Genomic DNA, 20,459 nt, shown 5'->3' with positions numbered 1-20,459 from the left:
GCCGGGGTGCCCCATCGGATCGCTCATGCTTGTCCCCTGCCCGCACGCCGACGCTCCCGCCACTGCGCCGCCAGGCCGACCACGCCACGCGGCAACGCCAGCGTGACCACGATGAACAGCAGACCCAGGAAGAACAGCCAGAGCTGCGGGAAGGCCTGCGTGAACCAGCTCTTGGAGAGGTTCACCAGAAAGGCACCCACGATCGGCCCCACGAGGGTACCCCGCCCCCCCACCGCGACCCAGACCGCAATCTCGATGGAATTCGCCGGGCTCATCTCGCTCGGGTTGATGATGCCCACCTGCGGCACATAGAGGGCTCCGGCGACCGCGCAGAGCAGGGCCGAGATCACCCACGCGGCGAGCTTGTACGGCACCGGGTTGTAGCCGAGGAACATCACCCGGGCCTCGGCATCGCGGATCGCCTCGAGCACGCGGCCGAACTTCGAGCGCACGAGCCAGCGACACAGCAGGAAGGCGAACAGCAGGCACAGCGCCGACGCCGCGAGCAATGCAGCCCGCGTTCCGGGGGCCGTGATCGGCTGACCGAAGATCCGCTTGAAGTCGGTGAACCCGTTGTTGCCGCCGAAACCGGTCTCGTTGCGAAAGAAGAGCAGCATGGCAGCGTAGGTGAGCGCCTGGGTGACGATCGACAGGTAAACGCCCTTGATGCGCGAGCGGAACGCGAACCAGCCGAAGACCAGCGCCAGCAGCCCCGGCACCAGCAGCACCATCAGCATCGCCCACCACCACTGGTCCGAGCCCTGCCAGAACCAGGGAAGCGCTTTCCAGTCGAGGAACACCATGAAGTCGGGCAGGTCGGCGCCATAGCTGCCGTCGCGCCCGATCTGGCGCATCAGGTACATGCCGAAGGCATAGCCGCCGAGCGCAAAGAAGAGCCCATGCCCCAGCGAGAGGATGCCGGCGAAGCCCCAGACCAGGTCCATGGCCACCGCCACGGTGGCGTAGCACAGGATCTTGCCCACCAGCGTGACCGCGTAGGTGCTCGGTCGCAGGGCGTTGCCCTCGGGGAGCAGCACATGGGCCAGCGGCGCGAGCACACCGATGAGGCAGAACACGCCGAGCGCGGCCGCCCACTCGGGCCGCGACAGCATCGGACGAGACCAGGGCGTCATGCGTCCACCTGCCTTCCCTTCAGCGCAAACAGACCCTGTGGCCGGCGCTGGATGAAGATGATGATGAACACCAGCACCAGGATCTTGGCGATCACCGCGCCGGCCCAGCCTTCGAGGAACTTGCTCACCACGCCCAGGCCGAAGCTTGCGATCACCGTGCCGGCAAGCTGGCCGACCCCGCCGAGCACCACCACCATGAAACTGTCCACGATGTAGGCCTGCCCCATGTCTGGGCCGACATTGCTGAACTGCGAGAGCGCCACACCGCCGAGGCCCGCGATGCCCGAACCCAGACCGAACGCGAGCGCATCGGTGCGCCCGGTGGGCACGCCCAGACACGAGGCCATGCGCCGGTTCTGGGTGACCGCCCGCACATACAGCCCGAGGCTGGTGCGCACCAGCAGCAGCGCCACCGCGGCCAGCACGCACAGCGCGAAGCCGACGATCACGATGCGGTTCCAGGGCAGCACCAGATTCGCCGTGACCTCCAGCCCGCCCGACATCCACGACGGGTTGGCGAGTTCCACGTTCTGTGCGCCGAAGAGCGTCCGGGCACCCTGCGCGAGCAGCAGCGATACGCCGAAGGTGGCCAGCAGGGTCTCCAGCGCCCGACCGTAGAGGAATCGGATCACCGTGCGCTCGATCACCATGCCCACGGCGCCGGCAAGCAGGAAGGCCACCGGCACAGCCGCCACCACATACCAGTCGACCCACTGCGGGAACCAGGCGCGGAAGACCGACTGCGTGAGATAGGTGGCGTAGGCGCCAACCATCAGCAGTTCCCCGTGGGCCATGTTGATCACGCCCATCACGCCGTAGGTGATCGCCAGCCCGAGCGCGGCAAGCAGCAGGACGCTGCCCAGCGAGATGCCGGTGAGCACCCGGCCGATCCATTCGGACCGAGCCAGCCGGGAGGCGATCTGCGCCAGCGTCTCGTCGATGGCCTGCTGGACCTTGGGATCGGTCTCGTCACGACGACGCTCGGCGAGCAGGCTGCGCACCTGCGGATCATCGCTGCTGGCAAACGAGCGGATCGCCTGTGCACGCCGCGCAGGATCGGGATCGGCGAGGTCGATGCGGGCCAGCGCCTGCTGCAGGAAGGGCAGCATCGCCGGGTCGGCCTGCTTCTCGATGGCGCGTGCGATCGCGTCGCGCTGCCCGGCCTCGGCCGATTCGGCGAGCGCCTTGGCGGCCTCGAGCCGCACCTTCGGATCGCCGGACTCGAGATGCAGGCCAGCCATCGCGGTCTCGATCGCGGCGCGCAGGCGGTTGTTCGCCATGATCGCTTCGGACTTCGGCACCGGCACGGCCGACCCATCGTCCAGCCGCAGGGCCTTGCCGTCCTCGACCATCACGGCCACACCACCGTCAAAGTGCAGACGGCCATCGCCGAGCGCCTCGAGCACCCGGGCGACGAGCGGGTCGCCAGTGGTCACGATCGCCGACAGCGCGGCGGAGCGCGCGTCGGCGTCGTCGCTGGCGAGCGGCTCGATGAGCTTTGAAGGAAGCGCTGAAGCGAGCGGCGCCCAGCACCACAGAAAAAGGCCGCCGATCAGGGCAGCCAGACCCGCCCGCCAGCGCAGGAGGCCCGAGCGGCGGGCTCCCGCCAAGCCGGCGCTGCCTCGCGCCGGACTCGGCCGGTCGACAATCAGGTCCATAAGGATTCAGTTCCGGAAAAAAAAGGGGCCGGGTTTTCGTTCCCGGCCCCGAATCCAGCTACCGAGGATCCTGCCGAGGCATCAAGGGCCGATCAGACGTTCTGCTTGCCTTCGTTGCCCGGAATGAACGGGCTCCAGGGCTGGGCGCGAACCGGGCCCTTGGTCTTCCAGACCACATTGAACTGGCCGTCGGCGCGCACCTCGCCGATCATCACCGGCTTGTGCAGATGGTGGTTGGTCTTGTCCATGGTCAGCTCGAAGCCGCAGGGCGCCTTGAACTTCTGGCCGCCCATGGCGTCGATCACCTTGTCCACCTCGACCGTCTTGGCCTTCTCGACGGCCTGCTTCCACATGTGGATGCCCACGTAGGTGGCTTCCATCGGGTCGTTGGTGACGACCTTGTCGGCGTTCGGGAGGTTCTTGGCCTTGGCGTAGTCGCGGAACTTCTTGATGAAGGCGTCGTTCTCGCCGTTCTTCACCGACATGAAGTAGTTCCAGGCGGCGAGGTGACCCACCAGCGGCTTGGTGTCCACGCCGCGCAGCTCCTCTTCGCCCACCGAGAAGGCCACCACCGGGACGTCCTTGGCCTTGAGCCCCTGGTTGCCGAGCTCCTTGTAGAAGGGCACGTTGGAGTCACCGTTGATGGTGGAGATCACGCAGGTCTTGCCACCGGCGGCGAACTTCTTGACGTCGGCCACGATGGTCTGGTAGTCGCTGTGACCGAAAGGCGTGTACTTCTCGTCGATGTCCGACTCCTTCACGCCCTTGCTCTTCAGGAAGGCGCGCAGGATCTTGTTGGTGGTGCGGGGGTAGACATAGTCGGTGCCCAGCAGCACGAAACGCTTGGCGCCGCCGCCTTCCTTGCTCATCAGGTACTCGGTGGCCGGGATCGCCTGCTGGTTGGGCGCTGCGCCGGTGTAGAAGACATTCTTCTCGAGCTCTTCGCCCTCGTACTGCACCGGATAGAAGAGCAGGCCGTTGAGCTCCTTGAACACCGGCAGCACCGACTTGCGCGACACCGAGGTCCAGCAGCCGAACACCGCGGCCACCTTGTCCTGGGTCAGCAGCTGGCGGGCCTTCTCGGCGAAGAGCGGCCAGTTGGAGGCCGGATCGACCACCACCGCCTCGAGCTTCTTGCCCAACACGCCGCCCTTGGCGTTGATCTCGTCGATGGTCATCAGGACGGTGTCCTTCAGCGCGGTCTCGGAGATCGCCATGGTGCCCGACAGCGAGTGCAGCACGCCGACCTTGATCGTGGCGCCCTGCGCGAAAGCCGGCGGCAGGCCAGCCGCGGAGACCGCCGCGGTGGCGGCTGCCGACTTGAGGAATGTGCGACGCGTCATTGAAACTCCCTGGATCGAGAAGGATGTTGTGGAGGAGATCGCCGAAGCGACCGGCGACCCCTCCTGCTAAGCAACCCTCATGCCAACAGGCCATCAGGCGCAATCGAGGGTGCCGTGGCGGTGCGCCCGCGCCATGACGGGCAGCCAAGCGCACCAGATCGAAGCACTGCGCCATGGCGGTGCAGATCCGCGGCGGCCGCTGAGCGCCCTCACCCGCGCAGCCATCCCGGGCCCGCTTGCTAGACTGCGGCCCGAGCGCTCCCATGCCATCGTTCCTGCCCCCCGCCCTCGCCCGTCAGTGGCGCAACCGCAACCCCTTTCGAGGTCGCTTCCGGGCTCACGGGCGTCTGCTGCTGCTTTTTCTCGGCCTGAACGCGCTGGTCCGGCTGGGGCTCACGGTCTTCAACCAGGACCTGACGCTGCTTGCGCCCTGGCGTTTGCTGCCGGCCATGCTGATCGGCGCGGGCTTCGACCTTTGCGTGGGCCTGGCCGCACTGATGCCGCTCGCCTGGCTGATGGCGATCTGGCCCGGGCATCGGCTGATGGGCGATCGCGGCCTGCGGCTTGCCAGTGGGCTGATCCTCGCACCGCTCTGTCTGCTCGCCACCTTCGTGGCGCTGTCCGAGTTCACCTTCTGGCAGGAATTCGCCTCGCGCTTCAACTTCATCGCGGTGGAATACCTGATCTACACCAAGGAGGTGGTCGGGAACATCCGCGAGTCCTACAACATGCCGGTGCTGCTGGCTGGCGTCGCCCTCGCAGCCATCATCCTGTGGGGCCTCGCGTGGCGCTGGGGCCTCGCGCCGCTCGCCGACCTGCCTGCGGCCGCTCACGATGCGCATGCCGCCGGCAACACCCGGCATCGCTGGCGCGCCGGCCTGTCTCTGGGGCTGGCGGCCCCGGCGCTGCTGCTGGCAGCGTGTGATGCGCGGCTGAAGGAGTTTTCGCCGGACGGTCAGCTCAACGAACTCGCCGGCAACGGTTACTTCGACTTCTGGCACGCCTTCCGTCACAACCAGCTCGACTACGAGCGCTTCTATCGAACCCTGCCGGTGGCCGAAGCCGAACGCCGGGTGGCGGCTCGATACCAGGCCCTGCCCGCAGCTGAGAACACCCCTGGCGAGGGCCGGCCGGCCACGGCCGTCCAGCCAGGCCCTGCCGAGGGCCACCTGCCGTTCCAGCGCGTCATCGGCGGCGCCGCAGCGCCGCGACCCCTGAATGTGGTGCTGGTCTCCATCGAGAGCTTCAGCGCCTCGTTCATGGGCACCTTCGGCAACCCGCAGGGGCTCACCCCCGAGCTCGACCGCCTTGCGACCGAAGGACTGCTCTTCACCCGCGTGTATGCCACCGGCACCCGAACCGTGCGCGGCCTCGAGGCGCTGACCCTGTCGGTGCCGCCCACACCGGGGCATTCGATCGTCAAGCGCCCTGACAATGCCGGTCTGTTCAGCCTTGGCGCGGTGCTGGCCGGGCATGGCTACGAGCCGATCTACCTTTACGGTGGCTACGGCTATTTCGACAACATGAATGCGTTCTTCGGCGGCAACGGATACACCGTGGTCGACCGCACCGCCCTGCGCCCCGAGCAGATCCACTTCGAGAACATCTGGGGCGTGGCCGACGAGGATCTCTTCGACCTGGCCCTGCGCGAACTCGACGCCCGCCATACCGCCGGACGGCGCTTCTTCGCCCATGTCATGACCACCTCCAACCACCGCCCCTTCACCTATCCCGAAGGTCGGATCGACATTCCGAGCCACAGCGGGCGCGAGGGGGGCGTGAAGTACACCGACTATGCGATCGGCCGCTTCATCGCGCAGGCACGCACCCGGCCCTGGTTCGGCAACACCCTGTTCGTGCTGGTGGCGGATCACACCCATCAGGGGCGTGGCAAGCAGGACCTGCCCCTGGAGGCTTACCACATCCCGCTGATCTTTCTGGCGCCCGGCCACATCGCACCCGGACGGATCGAGACCCTCGCATCACAGATCGATGTCGGGCCCACCCTTCTCGGCATGCTCGGCATCGGCTACACCTCGCGCTTCTTCGGTCAGGACATCCTGCGCGAAGGGGTGCGCAAGCCGCGCGCCTTCATGGCCAACCAGCAGACCCTGGGCTACTACCGCGACGACCGCATGGTGGAACTGCGCCCGAACCGTCGTCAGCGGGTGATCGACACCCGTACCGGCAGGCCGGTGGACGACCCGGCAGCCAGTGAACTCGCGGCAGAGGCAATCAGCCTCTATCAGGTGGCTGCCCGCGCCTATCGTCAGGGTGACCTTCGAGCCGCGCCCCCGGCACGCTGAACCGGGGCGGCGGCAGGCCGGCGCGCAGCGTACCGGCGGCGAGCCATCTGCGCGCACCGGCCGGGGTTACCAGCCGCGATGAGGGTGGTGGTGATGATGGTGGTGCCGGCCCGGTTCTCCCCAGCCCGGCCGGTAGACCCACCGGGGCGGCATCGGCCGCCAGCCGTAGCCCACCACCACCGGCGCGCCAGCCACCGGGTAGGGTGTCACCGGATAGGGTGCCACGGGATACGGCATGGGCACCGCCACGGGATGGTGAGCATGGGCTGGAGCGACCGGGTAACTGCTGTAGCCGGGCGCGATCGGCACCGGCAGGGGGCCGGCAACCACCGGAGGGGGGAGCGGCGCGGCCACCACCACGGAGGGCCGTGCCGCCTGCGCGGCGATCAGGGCCCCCACCACGGCACCGGCCAGGGCGCCCTGCTCTCGATCCCCCCAGGCATGGGCCGCGGGCGCGGCGGCCATCGCCCCCAGGGTGAAGATGGCGATCAGGGGATTGCTCAGCTTGCGCATGTTGTCTCCGATCGGGGAACAGCCCCGTTCCTGGACAACGCGCCCGGCGAGACCGCCGTGCACCGCCCGGCAGGTTTCGCCGCGGGACAATCGTGAGCGGATGTAACCCGGGCCCCGAGCGTCAGGCCGCCGCCAGCTCGGCGATATCGATGCGGTACAGGTCGGCGACATTGCCGCACAGGATCGCGTCTCGCTGCTCGGGGGTGAGCCCGGACGCCTGCCTGGCCAGCATTTCCTGGGACCACGGCCAGGTGGAATCGGAGTGGGGAAAATCGTTGGCCCACATCAGCCGCTTCCAGTTCATCTGGTCAACACTGCGGAAAGCCACCCAGTCATCCTGGAAAGTGGTGTAGATGTGCTCGGAGAAGTACTCGCTGGGCAGCCGGTCGAGCGTGACGCCCCGGGCCAGCCAGTTGCGATGGCGCTTGTAGGCGTGATCCATGCGGTACAGGTAATGCGGCACCCAGCCGGCATCGGCCTCGACGCACACCACCCGCAGATCCGGGTGGCGCTGGAACACGCCACCGAAGATCAGCGTACCCATGATGTCCTGATTGCCGCGAATGATCGACAGAAAGCTGTTGATGCGCGGCCCGCGAACCGGAGCGGTTTCCCGCGTGGTGAGGATGTGGAAGGAAAGCGGCAGGCCGAGATCCACGGCGGCCTCCCAGACGGGATCGTAGATCGGGGAATCGTAGTCTTCCTGCGCCGGGTTGCCGGGCATCATCACGCCGCGCAGGCCGAGTGCCTTGATCGCGCGGAAGTCCTCGATCATCTCGGCCGGGGATCGGCCAGCGGTCTGCCCGCAGCCCAGCAGCCGACTGGGGTGACGGCCGCAATACGCGGCAATCCAGCGGTTGTAGGCGTCGAAACAGGCCTTCTTGTAGTCGTAGTCGGGGTGGTTGCACAGCAGCATCCCGACCGTGGGATAGATGATCTCGGCCGCGACGCCATCACGATCCTGATCGGCCAGGCGCGCATCCGGATCCCAGCCGCCGCGATGCAGTTCGCTGAAGCGCACGCCCGAGGCCGTGATCGCCTCGGGCGGCTTGCCCGCCGCGGCCACCAGGCCGAGGTGGATGGGTTTGTCCATGCCGTCGATCTGGAAGACATCGCCGTGCTTCTCGGTGGCCACGATGCGCGGCGCGCGGTCTCGCCAGGCGCGATCAATGTGGGCGGTGTAGGTGTCGGGCGCTTCGGTGATGTGCGAGTCGGCTGAGATGATCGGACGGTTCACGGCGCTTCTCCTCGAGGTTGATTCGACTATAGCTCTCGCCGGGCGCGGCAGATGACTCAGGTGTCCGATGGCGGTCCGACATCCGAGGCGGCGCCTGACGGCGACGCCGGCGTCTGTCCATGCCGGCCCGCCCCGGCCGCGAAACGGGCTGCGCCGGCGCGGGCCTCGAGCCGACGCGCCTCGGTGGCCAGGGCCAGTTCCTGTTCGATGGCCGCGGCAAGCCCGAGATCGGCCTGCTGCAGCGTCGACGCCCGATCGCTGAGCATGGCGATCGGCGGAAAGGCCGCGATCTGCCGGGCCAGGGCCTCGGCCTGCGCCCGCCCGCTGCCGTCATCGACCACCCGGTTGACCAGACCGATGCGCTCGGCTTCTTCCCCGCCGATGGCGCGCGCGGTGAGCAGCATGTCGAGCGCGCGGCTCAAGCCGATCAGCCGCGGCAGACGCACCGTGGTGCCATCGCTCATGGGCACGCCCCAACGGCGCGAGAGCACGGCGAAGCTGGCGCTGCGCTCGGCCACCCGCAGATCACACCACAGCGCCAGACCCAGGCCGCCCGCGCAGGCATGCCCGGCCACCGCGGCGATCACCGGCTTGGCCGGCGTGCGATGCAAGGGGCCTTGCGGGCTGCCCGCCCAGGGAATGTAGTCGACCCCGCCAGCCAGCTCCTTGAGGTCGGCGCCGGCGCAGAAGTGCCCTCCAGCCCCGGTGAGCACCGCCACGCGCGCCTGCGGGTCGGCCTCGAAGTCGCGGATGGCTTCGGCAAGGAGCAGGCTCGCCTCGCGATCGAGGGCATTGCGCGCGGCGGGGCGGTTGATCACCAGGGTGGTGACCGGTCCGTCGCGGCTGACGAGGATCTTGTCGGACATTGCGTTCATGGCCTGTCGGGCGAGGTGTCATCAGAAGACTGCATGCTCACCGGGCTGATGGCGGATCTCGCCGGCGATGAGTGCCCGGTAGTGCTCCGCCAGGGTATCGGCGCCGGTGGACGGTGTGGCGCGGGCGTCGTAACGGCCGGTATCCGGGTCGAGCACCAGCATCGACTCGGTGGCGTAGTAGTGCCCGATGCGCGCGAGCTCGGCCTTGGTGGCGAGCCCGGGAGAAAGGCGGCGACCCAGTCCGAGCGTTCCCGCCATCATGCGCAGCAGCGCCGGAGGCACCGAGCGAAAGCGCGGTGCTTGTCCGGTGAGGGCGAACAGCAGTTCACCCTGCTCGCGCGGCGTGATCGCCGCGCCCGGGCCGCCGATCGGCAGCACGCGATTGCGCCGATCGGGGCGATGCAGGCAGTCGATGATGAACTCGGCAAGGTCGCGGTCGCTGATCGGCTTGCAGGCGGTGAGCGCGCCGTCGCCGAAGAGCAGGAAGGGCTTGCCGGCCCGCACTCGCGCCACCTGGCCGGACAACGACTTGAAGAAGGCCGTGGGGCGGACGATCGAGTACGAGAGCCCGGAGTCGATGAGCGCCCGTTCGGCGGCGAGCTTGGCATGCTGGAAGGCGAGCATCGGCTTCTGCACGCAGATGGCCGAGAGCAGCACCATCCGGGGCACGCCCAGCGCCTGCGCTGCACGCAGCGCATGCAGGTTGGCCTGATGATCGACCGCCCAGGCCTGCGCCGGCACGCCGGTTCGAGAGGCCAGGCAGGAGATGACCGCGTCGAAGCGCTCGCCGCGCAGGCCGTCGCGCAGCAACGAATCGGCGTCGGTGACCTGGCCGTAGCGCAGTTCCGCGCCTGCCAGCGCCTGCCGCAGCGCCGCACCACCGTCACCATGCCCGCCGGATGCCGGCGGGCGCAGGAAGCAGACCGTGTCATGCCCGCGGGCGATCAGGGCGCGCGCGCAGGCCTGCCCGATGGTGCCGCTGGCGCCAAGCAGCAGCACCCGAAGCGCAGCGTGACTTGCGGAGGGCGCGGAACTCACGCGTGGCCGGACGGATCAGAGGTTGCGGGCGAAGAGTTCGAAGAGCCGCTCCCAGTGCCGCTCGGCTGAAGCCTTGTGATAGGCACGGCGCTGCGGAAACGCGAAACCGTGCTCCGACTCGGGGTAGAACTCGATCCCCCCGCGCACACCCGCCGCGCGCATGCGTTCGCCGATGTCGGCCAACGCCTCGTTGGTGATGTAGTGGTCATGCTCGGCGCAGGCGAAGTACATCTCGCCACGAATGCGCTCGGTGAGCAGATGGGCGGAATCGGGAAGGTCGGTGATCAACCGCGCCCCGTAGACCGAGGCGGCGCAGGCGATGCGCTCGGGATAGGCGCCGGCAAGCCGGTACACGAAGCGGCCGCTCATGCAGTAGCCGACGATGCCCACAGGCCCGGGCCTGGCCGCCGGCTCGGTGGCCAGGTGCTCGAACAGCGCCGCGGTATCCTGCTCGATCATGGTGTTCGACAGGCTGCGGTTGAGGGTCCACATCAGTTCGAGCCGATCCGCGTAGGCGGGGTCGCGCAGCCGGTCCGCGTCAAGGTCCACCGAGCGAACCTTGCGGTAGTACAGGTTGGGCAGCAGGACGAAGTAGCCCACGCTGGCCAGCCGGCGGCACATGTCGGCGAGTTCCTCGCGCACCCCCACCGAGTCCATGTAGTGGATGACCACCGGGTGCGGGCCCGGCCGGTCGGGATGGAACACCAGGGTGTTCATCAGGCCGTCCTGGGTACGGATGTCGACCGATTTCTCCTGCATGCTTGCTCCTGGGGTGGAAGGCGTGTGTCTTGCCGGATCAGGGCTCGGCGACCGCGCCGCTGCTCAGCAGCGCGGCGATGCGGTCCTCGTCGTAGCGCAGCAGCTCGCCGAGCACCGCCCGGGTATCGTCGCCGGGCAGGTGCGGCGCAGGGCCCCGGGGATGCACCGGGTGGCCATCGAGGTGATAGGGACTCGCCGTGACGCGAACCGGGCCGACCACCGCATGCTGCAGCGTGGGGAAGAAGTCGCGCTGCGCGAGATGCTCCGAGGCGATCACCTCCGCCGGCCGCAGCACCGGCGCGCAAGGCACGCGTGCCGCCTCGAGAGCCTGGAGGGCGGCATCGACGCTGGCAAAGCCGTCGAGCCAGCCGGTGATGACCGCCCGCAGCTCGGGCCAGTGCCGCGAGCGGGCCTCGGTGCTCGCAAAGCGCGGATCGGCGGCGAGTTCGGGACGCTGGAGCAGTCCGAGCATCCGCTGCCAGAGATCGGTGCCCCCCACGATCTGCATCGCGAGGTAGCGTCCACCGATGCCATGCACCACCATGCCAGGACGGGGGTTGCCGTGCTCCTTGCCGCCATTGAGCACCGAGGGATAGGTGACGCTGTCGGCGCCCACCAGGGTCTCGAGCATGGAGACATCGATGCGGGCGCCCTGCCCGGTGCGAAACCGCCGCAGCAGGGCACCGCCAATCGCGGCGGCAGCCTGGGTGGCAGCCAGCACATCCGCCGCCTGCAGATTGGACGCTCGCGGACTGGCCTCGTCGCCCTGCTCGAGGTGCATCAGCCCGGAGATGGCGTTGGTGGTGTGGGCGAAGGCCGGCCGATTGCGCCAGGGCCCGGTCTGCCCGTAGCCGGAGATCGAGCAGTAGACGATGTCGGGCTTGACCGCCTTCACCGCCGTGTAGCCGCAGCCCAGGCGGTCGACCACGCCAGGCGCGAAGTTCTCGATGAACACATCGGCGCATCGGGCCAGATCGAGCAGCACCGCGATGCCCTGCGCGCTCGACAGATCGATCGCCACGCTCTGCTTGCCGGCATTCACCCGATTGAAGTAGGTGCTCTGATCGGTACGGCCGGGCTCGATCTGGTGCGTGACGAAGCGGGTGTCGTCGCCGGTGCCGGGTCGCTCGATCTTGATCACCCGGGCTCCCATGTCGGAGAGCAGCCGGGTGCAGTACGGCCCCGCGAGCACCCGGGTGAGGTCGACGATGAGGATGCCGGCAAGCGGCAGGGGGGAATCGGGCGGCGTCATGGCGAGCGGGCTCCTGGGCGAGTGCGACCTGCCGGATGCCGGCAATGTGCACCGGTTTGCCCGTCGAGCCGGTCGGCACGGCGCAATTTCCGGACGCCGGGGCGAGTCGCCCGCGCCTTGACCTGAGCGCCTCGGCCACCCACCATCCCGCCCTGACGAACCCCGCTGGAGCCCCTGCCATGCTGCCGCTGACCGGCTATGCCGAACGACTCTCCGTCCGCCCCGGCGAGACCCTGCGCTTTCATGTGGCCAACGCCACCGGCGATCCGGTGAGCGCGGCGGTGGTCAGGGTGATCTGCGCCGATCCGAATCCGGCGATCGGCGGCGTGACCACCGACCCCATGGACATCACCGTGCGTCGCGTGGCCGAACCCGCCCCGCAGACGGTGCCGCTCGGTTCGTACGCGGCGCTCGGGCCGGCCGGACTGCTGGCCGATGCCGATCGCCTGAGTCTCGGCCTTCGGCTGCAGCCCACGCTTGCGCTGGATCGCCGGCAGGTGATCCTGTCCTGTCGCGATTCGGACGGACGCGGCCTGAGCCTGGAACTCACCCCGACCCTGACCCTGCTCGCCCGGATGGCCACCACCGCCGGCGAAGTGCTGCTGCACGCCGAGCAGCCGGTGGAACTGCATGCGTGGACAGAGGCGGTGCTGGTCGTCGATGGCCAGGCGCGTGAGGCCCGCCTGACGGTGCGCCCGCTGGCATCGGCCCGCGCCGAGTTGACCGTCGCCCGTGCCCCGCTGCCAGGAGCCCCCGTCCCGGCGGACGGGGCCACGCGCCTGAGCCTGGCCAGCGCGAGCGCCCATGCGCCTCGGGACAGCTTCAACGGCCGGCTCGAGAACCCCTGGCTGCTCGCCAAAGCCCTGAGCCCGGAGGCAGCCCTCGCGCCGAACCCGGTCCGCGACCCCGATTGCCTGGCCGCCTGGGACTTCAGCCAGGCGATGCACAGCCAGCAGGTGATCGACGCCGGCCCTCGCGGCCACCACGGCGAACTGGTCAACACGCCCACGCGGGCCGTGCGTGGCTCCGGCTGGAGCGGCGAGGAGCACTGCTTCCGGCACGCGCCCGCGCAGTACGCGGCAATCCACTTCCATGATGACGATCTCGACGACTGCTGCTGGCCCGTCACCCACGAGATACGCATCCCCGAGGACTGCCGCTCCGACGCCTATGCGCTGGTTCTCTCTGCGGGAAGCGTGGCCGAGAACATCCCCTTCTTCGTGGTGCCGCCCCGCGGTCGGGCGACGGCACGGATCGCGGTGCTGGTCTCGACCTACACCTACACGGTGTACGGCAATCATGCCCGCCCCGAGTGGATGAATGATCCCGCCTGGCGCGCGGCCCATGTGGCGCAGGCCCGCGACTGGGGCGCCTATCCCTACAACCCGGGCGAGCACCGGGACTACGGGCTGTCCACCTACAACTACCACACCGACGGTTCCGGGATCGGCCTGGTGAGCTGGCGTCGGCCGATGCTCAACCTGCGGATGGGCTACTTCACCTATCCGTATCCGGAGATCCGCGCCTCGGGCCTGCGCCACTACCCGGCCGACAGCCACCTGCTCATGTGGATGGCGCACCAGGGACATGCCGTGGACCTCATCACCGATGCCGAGCTTCAGCAGGAGGGGTTGGCGCTGCTCGCCCGCTACCGGGTGGTCGTCACCGGCAGCCACCCCGAGTACCACACCACCGCCATGCTCGACGCGCTGCAGGCCTACCGCGACCAGGGCGGGCGCCTGGTCTACCTCGGCGGCAACGGCTTCTACTGGAAGATCGCCCTCGACCCGAGCCGCGAGGGCGTGATCGAGATCCGGCGCGGCGAAGGCGGCATTCGTGCCTGGGCGGCCGAGCCCGGCGAGTACCACAACCAGTTCGACGGCCAGTATGGCGGGCTGTGGCGGCGCAATGGACGCCCGCCGCAGAAGCTGGTGGGCGTGGGTTTCACGGCGCAGGGCAACTTCGTGGGCTCGCACTACCGGATTCGCCCCGAGGCACGGCAGGATCCGCGCGTGAGCTGGATTCTGGACGGGGTGAGCGCGCAGACCGTCGGCGGCGAAGGCTTCTCGGGCCATGGCGCAGCCGGCTTCGAGCTTGACCGCGTGGACACACGCCTGGGCTCACCGGCCAGCGCGGTGGTCATCGCCTCCTCGGAAGATCACCCGCCGGAGGCGCCCTGGGTGCTGGTGCCGGAAGAGCAGCTCACCCACATCACCACCATCCCCGGCAAACCCCACCGGGAGCTGATCCACGCCGACATGACCTACTTTGACTGCCCGGGCGGCGGCGAGGTCTTCTCGGTGGGATCGATCACCTTCTGCGGCGCGCTGCCAGTGAACGGATTCGACAACGACATCTCGAGAATCCTGGACAACGTGATCCGCCGCTTCAGCCGCTGACACGCGCTACTGGGGCTCGATCTTCGCGTCGCGGATGGCCTTCTCCCACTTGGCCATCTCCTGGCGATTGCGGGTGGCCAGCGCCTCGGGGCTGCCGGGCTCGACGCTGAAGCCATTGGGCTCGAACTTCTCGAGCACCTCGCGGCTGGTCACGGCGGCATTGACCGCCTGGTTGAGCCGGTTGATCGCTTCACGGGGCGTGCCGGCAGGCGCGAACACCGCGAAGTAGGCGGTGAGCTCGTAGTCCTTGAGCCCGAGCGCTTCGTTGACCGTGGGCAGTTCGGGGACGGCCGTCGACCGCTTGAGCGAGGTGACCGCCAGGCCGCGGATGCGGCCCGCCTTGTACTGCGGCACGGTCACCGCGAAGTCGGCGGTGAACATCATCACCTGGCCCCCGATCAGGTCGGTCATGGCCGCCGGCCCGCTCTTGTACGGTACCGGGTTCATGCGGATGCCCGCCATGCTGGCTAGCATCTCGGAGGACACCTGCTGGGAGGTGCTGGCATAGGCGAAACTCACCTGCCCCGGCTTCGCACGGGCGAGTTCGACGAAGTCCTTCAGCGTCTTCACCGGCGACTCGCTGTTCACCGCCACCATGAGCGGCACCGAGCCGATGTAGGCCACCGGTGCGAAGGCTGTGTCCTGATCGTAGGGCAGCTTCTTCATCAGATGCTTCAGCGCGGCATTCGTGCTGTTGGTCCCCACGAGAATGGTGTAGCCGTCAGGCGGGGCCTTGGCAACCGCATCGGCGCCGAGCATCCCGTTGACCCCAGGCCGGTTCTCGACGATCACCGACTGGCCCAGGCTCTGGGTCATCTTCTCGGCCAGGGCACGGGCGATCTGGTCGGTGGCGCTGCCGGGCGCGAAGGGAACGATCGCCCGGATGGGCTTGGTGGGGTAACCCTGCGCGAACGCGGGGGCGCTGCAGGCGAATGCGGCAAGCAGCAGCAGACGGCGGCCAATGGACGGCATGGGTGTTCCTCCGGATGACGGGCCCGACGCGATTGCCCGACCTGCCTGTATCGGGGCTCGCGTCGCGAGGCTGACAGTTTGGCATGGATGGGGCCGGTGTCCCGATTCCTGCGCCAGCGGCGAGGCCGCCATCGTCCACGGCCTTAGGATCAGACCGGTCCGCGATGCATGAGTGCAAGCCCGAGCGGCCGGGCACCCGTCAACCCCTTCAACATGGGACCGGTCATGACCCGAACCGATCGTCGCAAGTTGCTGCTGGCCTCGGCTGGCGCAGCGGCCACCGCCGCCTTTCCTCACCGCACGCCGCTGGCGCAGGGCGGCGGCTACCCCAACCGACCGATCAAGCTCATCGTCGTCTCCCCGGCCGGCGGACTCACCGACAACTATGCGCGGATGTTCGCCGGACACCTGAGCGCGAAATACGGCCAGCCGGCAGTCGTGGAGAACCGGCCGGGTGCCAGCGGCATCATCGGGCTCGAGGCCATGGTGAAATCCCCCGCCGACGGCTACACGGTCGGCTTCGGCTCGACCGGCAACTTCTTCCAGACACGCGTGCTCTATCGCAAGCTGCCCTTCGACCTCGAGAAGGACATCACCCCGATCGCAATCTTCCCGACCGGACCGCTGGCACTCGCCGCCACCGAGCGCAGCGGCATCCGCGACTACAAGGGCATGCTGGAGTACGCGCGCCGCCAGCGCACCACCATGGGCAACTACATCAAGGGCTCCTATCAGCAGATCCTGGCCGGCAACTGGAACCGCGACTTCGGCTGCCAGTTCGAACTGGTGCAGTACAAGGGCGAGGTACCGATGTGGGTCGACATGGCGGCCGGCCAGCTCGATGTGTCGATCGGCAGCTACCAGGCCTTTGCCAAGGTGCGCGACAAGGGACTGCGCCTCATCGGTGTGACAGGCCGTGCGCGTTCGCCGCGGGAACCCGAGGTGCCGACCATGATCGAGCAGGGTTTCTCCGGCCCGATCTCCCGGCTTGAGGCCACGATCAAGATGGTGGCGCACAGTTCGGTGCCAGCGCCCATCCTGGACTTTCTGGGCAAGGCAGCCGTCGAGAGCAACGAGACGGCGCGCGCCAAGGCGATGCGCGAGGCGATGGGCATCCCGGACCTGATCGTCGGGCGCGCTGAGGCACTTCGTGTCTGGCGCGAAGACGGCCCGGTGTGGGTGCGCGAAGTGCAGGCGCTGAACCTGCCGGTGGACTGAGCAGGCGGCGGGCAGGCGCCCGCATGCTCGCCCGAGGGCACAGGCAAGCGCAGGGCTCAGCCCCTGCACATCGGCCGGCGCGCCCGCGACCGCCGGATTCAGCTCGTGCCAGCGTCCGGTGCGTGCTCGAGGTTGTTGATGCAGCCGACGTAGCGGTCGGTGGGGGGCTCAAGGCCGTCTGTAGCCCCGAGGAAGGGTTTGCCGCCCCGCCCGGCCGGCGATCAGACCAGCGCGGCTCGCCCCTGCGCTGCGGTGTCCCTCTGCGCCCTCATCGCATGCGGGGCTTCGGGCTCGTGCATTTCATCGGAGAACTGCCGGGCGATCGCGCGGAATTCCTCTTCGGCAGCCAAGAACGCAGCCACCACCGCCGGGTCGAAGTGGCTGCCCGCGCCCTCGCGTACTGTCTGCGCAGCCCGCTCATGCGACCACGCGGGCTTGTAGACGCGCCTGGTGATCAGCGCATCGTAGACATCGGCCAGCGCCATCAGGCGGCCTGAAACCGGGATCGCCTCGCCGACCAGCCCCGCCGGGTAGCCGCTGCCGTCCCACTTTTCGTGATGGGTCAGCGCGATCTCGCGGGCATAGCGCAGGAAGGAGTTGCTGCCGAGTGCGTCTTCAGCGCTCCGCAGCGCCGATGCGCCGAGCTGGGGGTGGGTTCGCATCACGCCCCATTCCTCATCGGTGAGTTTGCCCGGCTTCAGAAGGATGGCGTCAGGAATGCCCACCTTGCCCACATCATGGAGCGGCGCTGACTTGTAGATGAGTTCGATCGCCTCGTCGCTGAGATGGTTGCGAAAACGCGGGTGATCGCGCAACTGCATGGCCAGCGCGCGGACATAGCGCTGGGTGCGCAGGATGTGCGCACCGGTTTCGTTGTCGCGGGTTTCGGCCAGCGAGGCCAGGGTCAGGATCGTGACATCCTGGGTTCGTTGCAGCAGCGTGGTGCGCTCATCGAGGCTGGCGATCATCTGGTTGGTGTATTGCGCCATGACGCCGAAATCGTCGTTGCTGCTGACCGGAACACGGCCGTCGAGCCGGCCGCCGGTGGCGGCCGCCAGGACCCCGTTCTGGTTCTGGAAGAACTGCCTCAGGTTCCGGGCGTACGAGACGGTCGCATTGAGCAGGTGGCCCAGCATCACCAGCGCCACGAACAGGAATTCGATCAGGATGGCGCGTTGCGCCTCCCCGGTCCGCAGATCCTGCGCGGAGCGGGTCAGCCAGTCGAGATCCTTGCTCGTCACAAGAAACAGCACCGTGACCGTGAAGGTAACCGTCAGCGTCGTGAACAGCCCCAGCTTGGTGGAAACCGGCAGATGGCCCTGACCCAGCGCCATCTGCTCGCCGGTGCGGCGGAATCGCTCGATCATCCCGCGTTCGCGTTCCAGCGACAGATCGACCGCGCCGAAAAAACCCAGCGTGACGAGGCCGAGGGACAGTTTCAGGCCGCTGCCGGCCGGAAAGCCATGGACGACGCTGTTGAAGGCGGTCAGCACGAGGCCTGCACTGACGAAGATCCCCCAGTCGAGCGCGAAGGCAAGACGGGACTGATCGGCGGGCGCGGCCGGGTCGATGAATCGGGTGTGCAGGGGCTGCCGCAACAGGCAGGCCGCTGCCAGGACCGCAGCGATCGGTGCGCCCAACTGGACCGGAGACAGACTCTCCAGGAAGGGGCAGATCTGCGTCCCGTAGATCGACAGGAATACGAAGGTACTGAGAAAGTGCGCGGCAGCACGCGGCGACATGACAGGAGCCCCATCGGAGTGGTGACCGAGGCTAGCAGCGGGCATGCGGGGCGGGGCTACCGCCCGGCGGACCGGAAGCGCCGTCCTGCCGGGTCGGCGCGAAACGCCTCCGCCGCCAGAACGCACCGACAGGATTCCGATCCTCGGCCCTCGGGCCGATTGGGCAATGCCATGCAGAATGGCGATGTCACATCCTGGAGACCCGCCATGGCATCCCTCCGGTTCCCCTCCCGCCCGGTCGCCCGCGCAACGCTTGCCTTCCTTGCCTGCGTCGCGGCGCTTGCCCTCGCACCCCGCGCCATGGCTCAGGAGTACCCGAACAAGCCGATCCGCTTCGTGGTGGCCTCGGCCGCGGGCGGCGTGGTCGACATCCGCGCCCGGCGCTTCGGCGCCCGACTGGCCGAACTGCTCAAACAGCCGATCGTGGTCGAGAACCGGCCCGGCGCCTCCACCACCATTGGCGCCGAATTCGTCGCGCGCTCCGCACCCGACGGTTACACCGCACTCTTCGGCGGCAACACCGAGGTGGTCACGGTGCCCGCGCTCGGCATGCCGATCCGCTACGACCCGGTCAAGGACTTCATCCCGGTGGCGCAGTTCACCCTCGGGTATCCGGTGCTGGTGGTCCATGCCGGCCTGGGCATCCGTACCCTGCCCGCCCTGATCGAGTGGGCCCGCGCACGCCCGGGGCAGCTGCTGTGCGGCACCTCGGGCCATGGCAGCGGCCAGCACTTCGTGTGCGAGCTGCTCGCGCGCAGCGCGAAGATCCAGCTGCGCACCGTGCCTTACAAGGGTACCGGCCCGATGCTGATGGACACCGCCGCGGGTCAGGTGCACATCTCGATCGGCTTTCTCGCCGAGGTCGACAAGCAGTACATCGTGCCGGGCAAGGTGATTCCGCTCGGCGTGCTGGCCCCGCGGCGCATCGCGCGTTTCCCGGAGCTGCCCACCATGCAGGAGCAGGGCCACGCCGGCTTCGACATGATGTCCTGGACCGGTCTGTTCGTGCCCGCCGGCACGCCCCGCGCGGCAGTGAACCGGCTCAACGCCGAGATCACGCGCGTGGTGCGCGAGCCCGAGTTCGCCGCCTGGCTTGCCGACACCGGCAGCGAGGTGGTCACGCCCACTCCGGAGCAGTTCCGCGACTTCACCCGCAGCGAGCTGGAGCGGTGGAAGAAGATGTCGGACGAGTTCGGCATCAAATGGGAGCAGCAGTAGCCGACACGCCGTGCAGCGTATCGCCGGGCGCCGTCCGATCCGTCCCTCAGGAGCCTGAAACATGATCACCGCCATGCCGCGTCTGGCGATCGCCACCACCGACTTCGACGGCATCGTTCGCGCCTTTCAGCACGGCCTCGGCATGCCGGTCATCGATCTCTCGGAGCGCACGGTGCCGCAACTCGGCGCGCGCATTGCGATGTGCGTTCCCGAAGGCGGCAGCAACATCGAACTGATGAGCCCGGCCGTGCCCGAGGCGCCACTCAGCCAGAGCCTGCAGCGCTTTCTCGACCGTCGCGGGCAGGGTCTGTTCGCGCTCATGCTGGAGGCACCCGACCCCGATCAGGCCGCGATCACGCTGGCGCAACGCGGCCTGGCGGTGCTGCCGCTGATGACCGGTGCGGGCGGGCGTGACATCCACCCCAGCGCCACCCATGGGGTGCTGATCCGCGTCTACCCTGATCATTCCTTCACCGGGCAGGCGCCGGCGGGCTGGACGGGTCGGGGCATCTCCGGCGTGCAGCGGGCCGTGATCGCGGTCAAGGACATCGACGCGGCGATTGACACCTACGGCCGCAAGCTCGGGCTGGCGGCGCAGCCGATCGTTCGGGACGCGCAGCGCGGCATCGCGAGTGCGCTGGTGCGGCCACCGGCCGGGGGAATGATCGAGCTGGTTGCGGTGCACGATCCGGCAAAGTCCGCTGGCGCAACGCTCGCAAGACATCTCGCCACGCATCCCACCGGTCTGCATGCCCTGGTGCTGCATGCCGCCGATCCCGTCTCGTTGCTGCCGGAG

At 68.5% G+C, this 20,459-nt stretch carries 16 protein-coding genes; 5 read left to right on the top strand and 11 right to left on the bottom strand.

What is annotated here, in order from left to right; translation table 11 throughout:
* Positions 1–23: 23 nt before the first annotated feature.
* The 3 genes from urtC to urtA all read right to left on the bottom strand — a co-directional run bounded on the left by urtC (position 24) and on the right by urtA (position 4,134).
* Positions 24–1,133 (bottom strand): urea ABC transporter permease subunit UrtC, encoded by a 1,110-nt coding sequence (gene urtC / locus AC2H6A_RS05865; protein ID WP_484272212.1) that lies wholly within the window; start codon positions 1,131–1,133, stop codon positions 24–26.
* Positions 1,130–2,791 (bottom strand): urea ABC transporter permease subunit UrtB, encoded by a 1,662-nt coding sequence (gene urtB / locus AC2H6A_RS05860; RefSeq protein ID WP_484272211.1) that lies wholly within the window; start codon positions 2,789–2,791, stop codon positions 1,130–1,132. Before urtB ends, urtC begins: the two co-directional genes overlap by 4 nt.
* A gap of 92 nt (positions 2,792–2,883) precedes the next feature.
* A complete protein-coding gene (gene urtA / locus AC2H6A_RS05855; RefSeq protein WP_484272210.1) occupies positions 2,884–4,134 on the bottom strand; it encodes an urea ABC transporter substrate-binding protein in 1,251 nt (416 codons plus the stop codon).
* Between the two features lie 263 nt (positions 4,135–4,397).
* Here urtA and AC2H6A_RS05850 point away from each other — a divergent pair, with 263 nt between their 5' ends.
* Positions 4,398–6,440, top strand: coding sequence for an LTA synthase family protein (locus AC2H6A_RS05850; protein WP_484272209.1), 2,043 nt, complete (start codon positions 4,398–4,400; stop codon positions 6,438–6,440).
* Between the two features lie 66 nt (positions 6,441–6,506).
* Here AC2H6A_RS05850 and AC2H6A_RS05845 read toward each other — a convergent pair whose 3' ends face one another.
* From AC2H6A_RS05845 to AC2H6A_RS05820, 6 genes are all read right to left on the bottom strand, one after another.
* Positions 6,507–6,953 (bottom strand): hypothetical protein, encoded by a 447-nt coding sequence (locus AC2H6A_RS05845; protein ID WP_484272208.1) that lies wholly within the window; start codon positions 6,951–6,953, stop codon positions 6,507–6,509.
* Positions 6,954–7,074: 121 nt separating this feature from the next.
* Complete coding sequence (locus AC2H6A_RS05840) at positions 7,075–8,190, bottom strand: amidohydrolase family protein (RefSeq protein ID WP_484272207.1); 1,116 nt, start codon at positions 8,188–8,190, stop codon at positions 7,075–7,077.
* Positions 8,191–8,246: 56 nt separating this feature from the next.
* On the bottom strand, positions 8,247–9,056 hold the full coding sequence (locus tag AC2H6A_RS05835; RefSeq protein WP_484272206.1) for a crotonase/enoyl-CoA hydratase family protein: 810 nt from the start codon (positions 9,054–9,056) through the stop codon (positions 8,247–8,249).
* A 30-nt stretch (positions 9,057–9,086) separates the two neighbouring features.
* Positions 9,087–10,103 (bottom strand): NAD(P)H-binding protein, encoded by a 1,017-nt coding sequence (locus AC2H6A_RS05830; protein WP_484272205.1) that lies wholly within the window; start codon positions 10,101–10,103, stop codon positions 9,087–9,089.
* Between the two features lie 15 nt (positions 10,104–10,118).
* Positions 10,119–10,862: a dienelactone hydrolase family protein gene (locus AC2H6A_RS05825; protein WP_484272204.1), complete on the bottom strand. Its 744-nt coding sequence runs from the start codon at positions 10,860–10,862 to the stop codon at positions 10,119–10,121.
* Positions 10,863–10,899: 37 nt separating this feature from the next.
* Positions 10,900–12,114: a CaiB/BaiF CoA transferase family protein gene (locus tag AC2H6A_RS05820; protein WP_484272203.1), complete on the bottom strand. Its 1,215-nt coding sequence runs from the start codon at positions 12,112–12,114 to the stop codon at positions 10,900–10,902.
* Positions 12,115–12,293: 179 nt separating this feature from the next.
* Here AC2H6A_RS05820 and AC2H6A_RS05815 point away from each other — a divergent pair, with 179 nt between their 5' ends.
* A complete protein-coding gene (locus tag AC2H6A_RS05815; RefSeq protein ID WP_484272202.1) occupies positions 12,294–14,513 on the top strand; it encodes a N,N-dimethylformamidase beta subunit family domain-containing protein in 2,220 nt (739 codons plus the stop codon).
* Positions 14,514–14,519: 6 nt separating this feature from the next.
* On the opposite strand, the gene AC2H6A_RS05810 is transcribed toward AC2H6A_RS05815, so the two are convergent.
* Entirely contained in the window at positions 14,520–15,485 is a 966-nt protein-coding gene (locus tag AC2H6A_RS05810) for a Bug family tripartite tricarboxylate transporter substrate binding protein (RefSeq protein ID WP_484272201.1), read from the bottom strand.
* A 225-nt stretch (positions 15,486–15,710) separates the two neighbouring features.
* Here AC2H6A_RS05810 and AC2H6A_RS05805 point away from each other — a divergent pair, with 225 nt between their 5' ends.
* Positions 15,711–16,703, top strand: coding sequence for a Bug family tripartite tricarboxylate transporter substrate binding protein (locus AC2H6A_RS05805; RefSeq protein WP_484272200.1), 993 nt, complete (start codon positions 15,711–15,713; stop codon positions 16,701–16,703).
* A gap of 221 nt (positions 16,704–16,924) precedes the next feature.
* Here AC2H6A_RS05805 and AC2H6A_RS05800 read toward each other — a convergent pair whose 3' ends face one another.
* Positions 16,925–18,445, bottom strand: a complete 1,521-nt coding sequence (locus AC2H6A_RS05800) for an HD-GYP domain-containing protein (protein ID WP_484272199.1) — start codon at positions 18,443–18,445, stop codon at positions 16,925–16,927.
* Between the two features lie 207 nt (positions 18,446–18,652).
* Between AC2H6A_RS05800 and AC2H6A_RS05795 the strand changes: the two genes are divergently transcribed.
* Both AC2H6A_RS05795 and AC2H6A_RS05790 read left to right on the top strand, forming a co-directional pair.
* Positions 18,653–19,663 carry a Bug family tripartite tricarboxylate transporter substrate binding protein gene (locus AC2H6A_RS05795; RefSeq protein ID WP_484272198.1) on the top strand — a complete coding sequence of 337 codons (1,011 nt, stop codon included), beginning with the start codon at positions 18,653–18,655 and terminating at the stop codon, positions 19,661–19,663.
* Positions 19,664–19,724: 61 nt separating this feature from the next.
* A partial coding sequence (locus AC2H6A_RS05790) for a VOC family protein (RefSeq protein WP_484272197.1) occupies positions 19,725–20,459 on the top strand: 735 nt, incomplete at its 3' end.

Source organism: Quisquiliibacterium sp., assembly GCF_982640115.1.
This window is presented reverse-complemented; position numbering and strand designations above follow the sequence as displayed.

What these genes read in the sequence shown, in the direction of transcription:
- urtC (WP_484272212.1), bottom strand. Translation starts at nt 1,133, where the DNA reads ATGACGCCCTGGTCTCGTCCGATGCTGTCGCGGCCCGAGTGGGCGGCC.
- urtB (WP_484272211.1), bottom strand. Translation starts at nt 2,791, where the DNA reads ATGGACCTGATTGTCGACCGGCCGAGTCCGGCGCGAGGCAGCGCCGGC.
- urtA (WP_484272210.1), bottom strand. Translation starts at nt 4,134, where the DNA reads ATGACGCGTCGCACATTCCTCAAGTCGGCAGCCGCCACCGCGGCGGTC.
- AC2H6A_RS05850 (WP_484272209.1), top strand. Translation starts at nt 4,398, where the DNA reads ATGCCATCGTTCCTGCCCCCCGCCCTCGCCCGTCAGTGGCGCAACCGC.
- AC2H6A_RS05845 (WP_484272208.1), bottom strand. Translation starts at nt 6,953, where the DNA reads ATGCGCAAGCTGAGCAATCCCCTGATCGCCATCTTCACCCTGGGGGCG.
- AC2H6A_RS05835 (WP_484272206.1), bottom strand. Translation starts at nt 9,056, where the DNA reads ATGTCCGACAAGATCCTCGTCAGCCGCGACGGACCGGTCACCACCCTG.
- AC2H6A_RS05825 (WP_484272204.1), bottom strand. Translation starts at nt 10,862, where the DNA reads ATGCAGGAGAAATCGGTCGACATCCGTACCCAGGACGGCCTGATGAAC.
- AC2H6A_RS05820 (WP_484272203.1), bottom strand. Translation starts at nt 12,114, where the DNA reads ATGACGCCGCCCGATTCCCCCCTGCCGCTTGCCGGCATCCTCATCGTC.
- AC2H6A_RS05815 (WP_484272202.1), top strand. Translation starts at nt 12,294, where the DNA reads ATGCTGCCGCTGACCGGCTATGCCGAACGACTCTCCGTCCGCCCCGGC.
- AC2H6A_RS05810 (WP_484272201.1), bottom strand. Translation starts at nt 15,485, where the DNA reads ATGCCGTCCATTGGCCGCCGTCTGCTGCTGCTTGCCGCATTCGCCTGC.
- AC2H6A_RS05805 (WP_484272200.1), top strand. Translation starts at nt 15,711, where the DNA reads ATGACCCGAACCGATCGTCGCAAGTTGCTGCTGGCCTCGGCTGGCGCA.
- AC2H6A_RS05800 (WP_484272199.1), bottom strand. Translation starts at nt 18,445, where the DNA reads ATGTCGCCGCGTGCTGCCGCGCACTTTCTCAGTACCTTCGTATTCCTG.
- AC2H6A_RS05795 (WP_484272198.1), top strand. Translation starts at nt 18,653, where the DNA reads ATGGCATCCCTCCGGTTCCCCTCCCGCCCGGTCGCCCGCGCAACGCTT.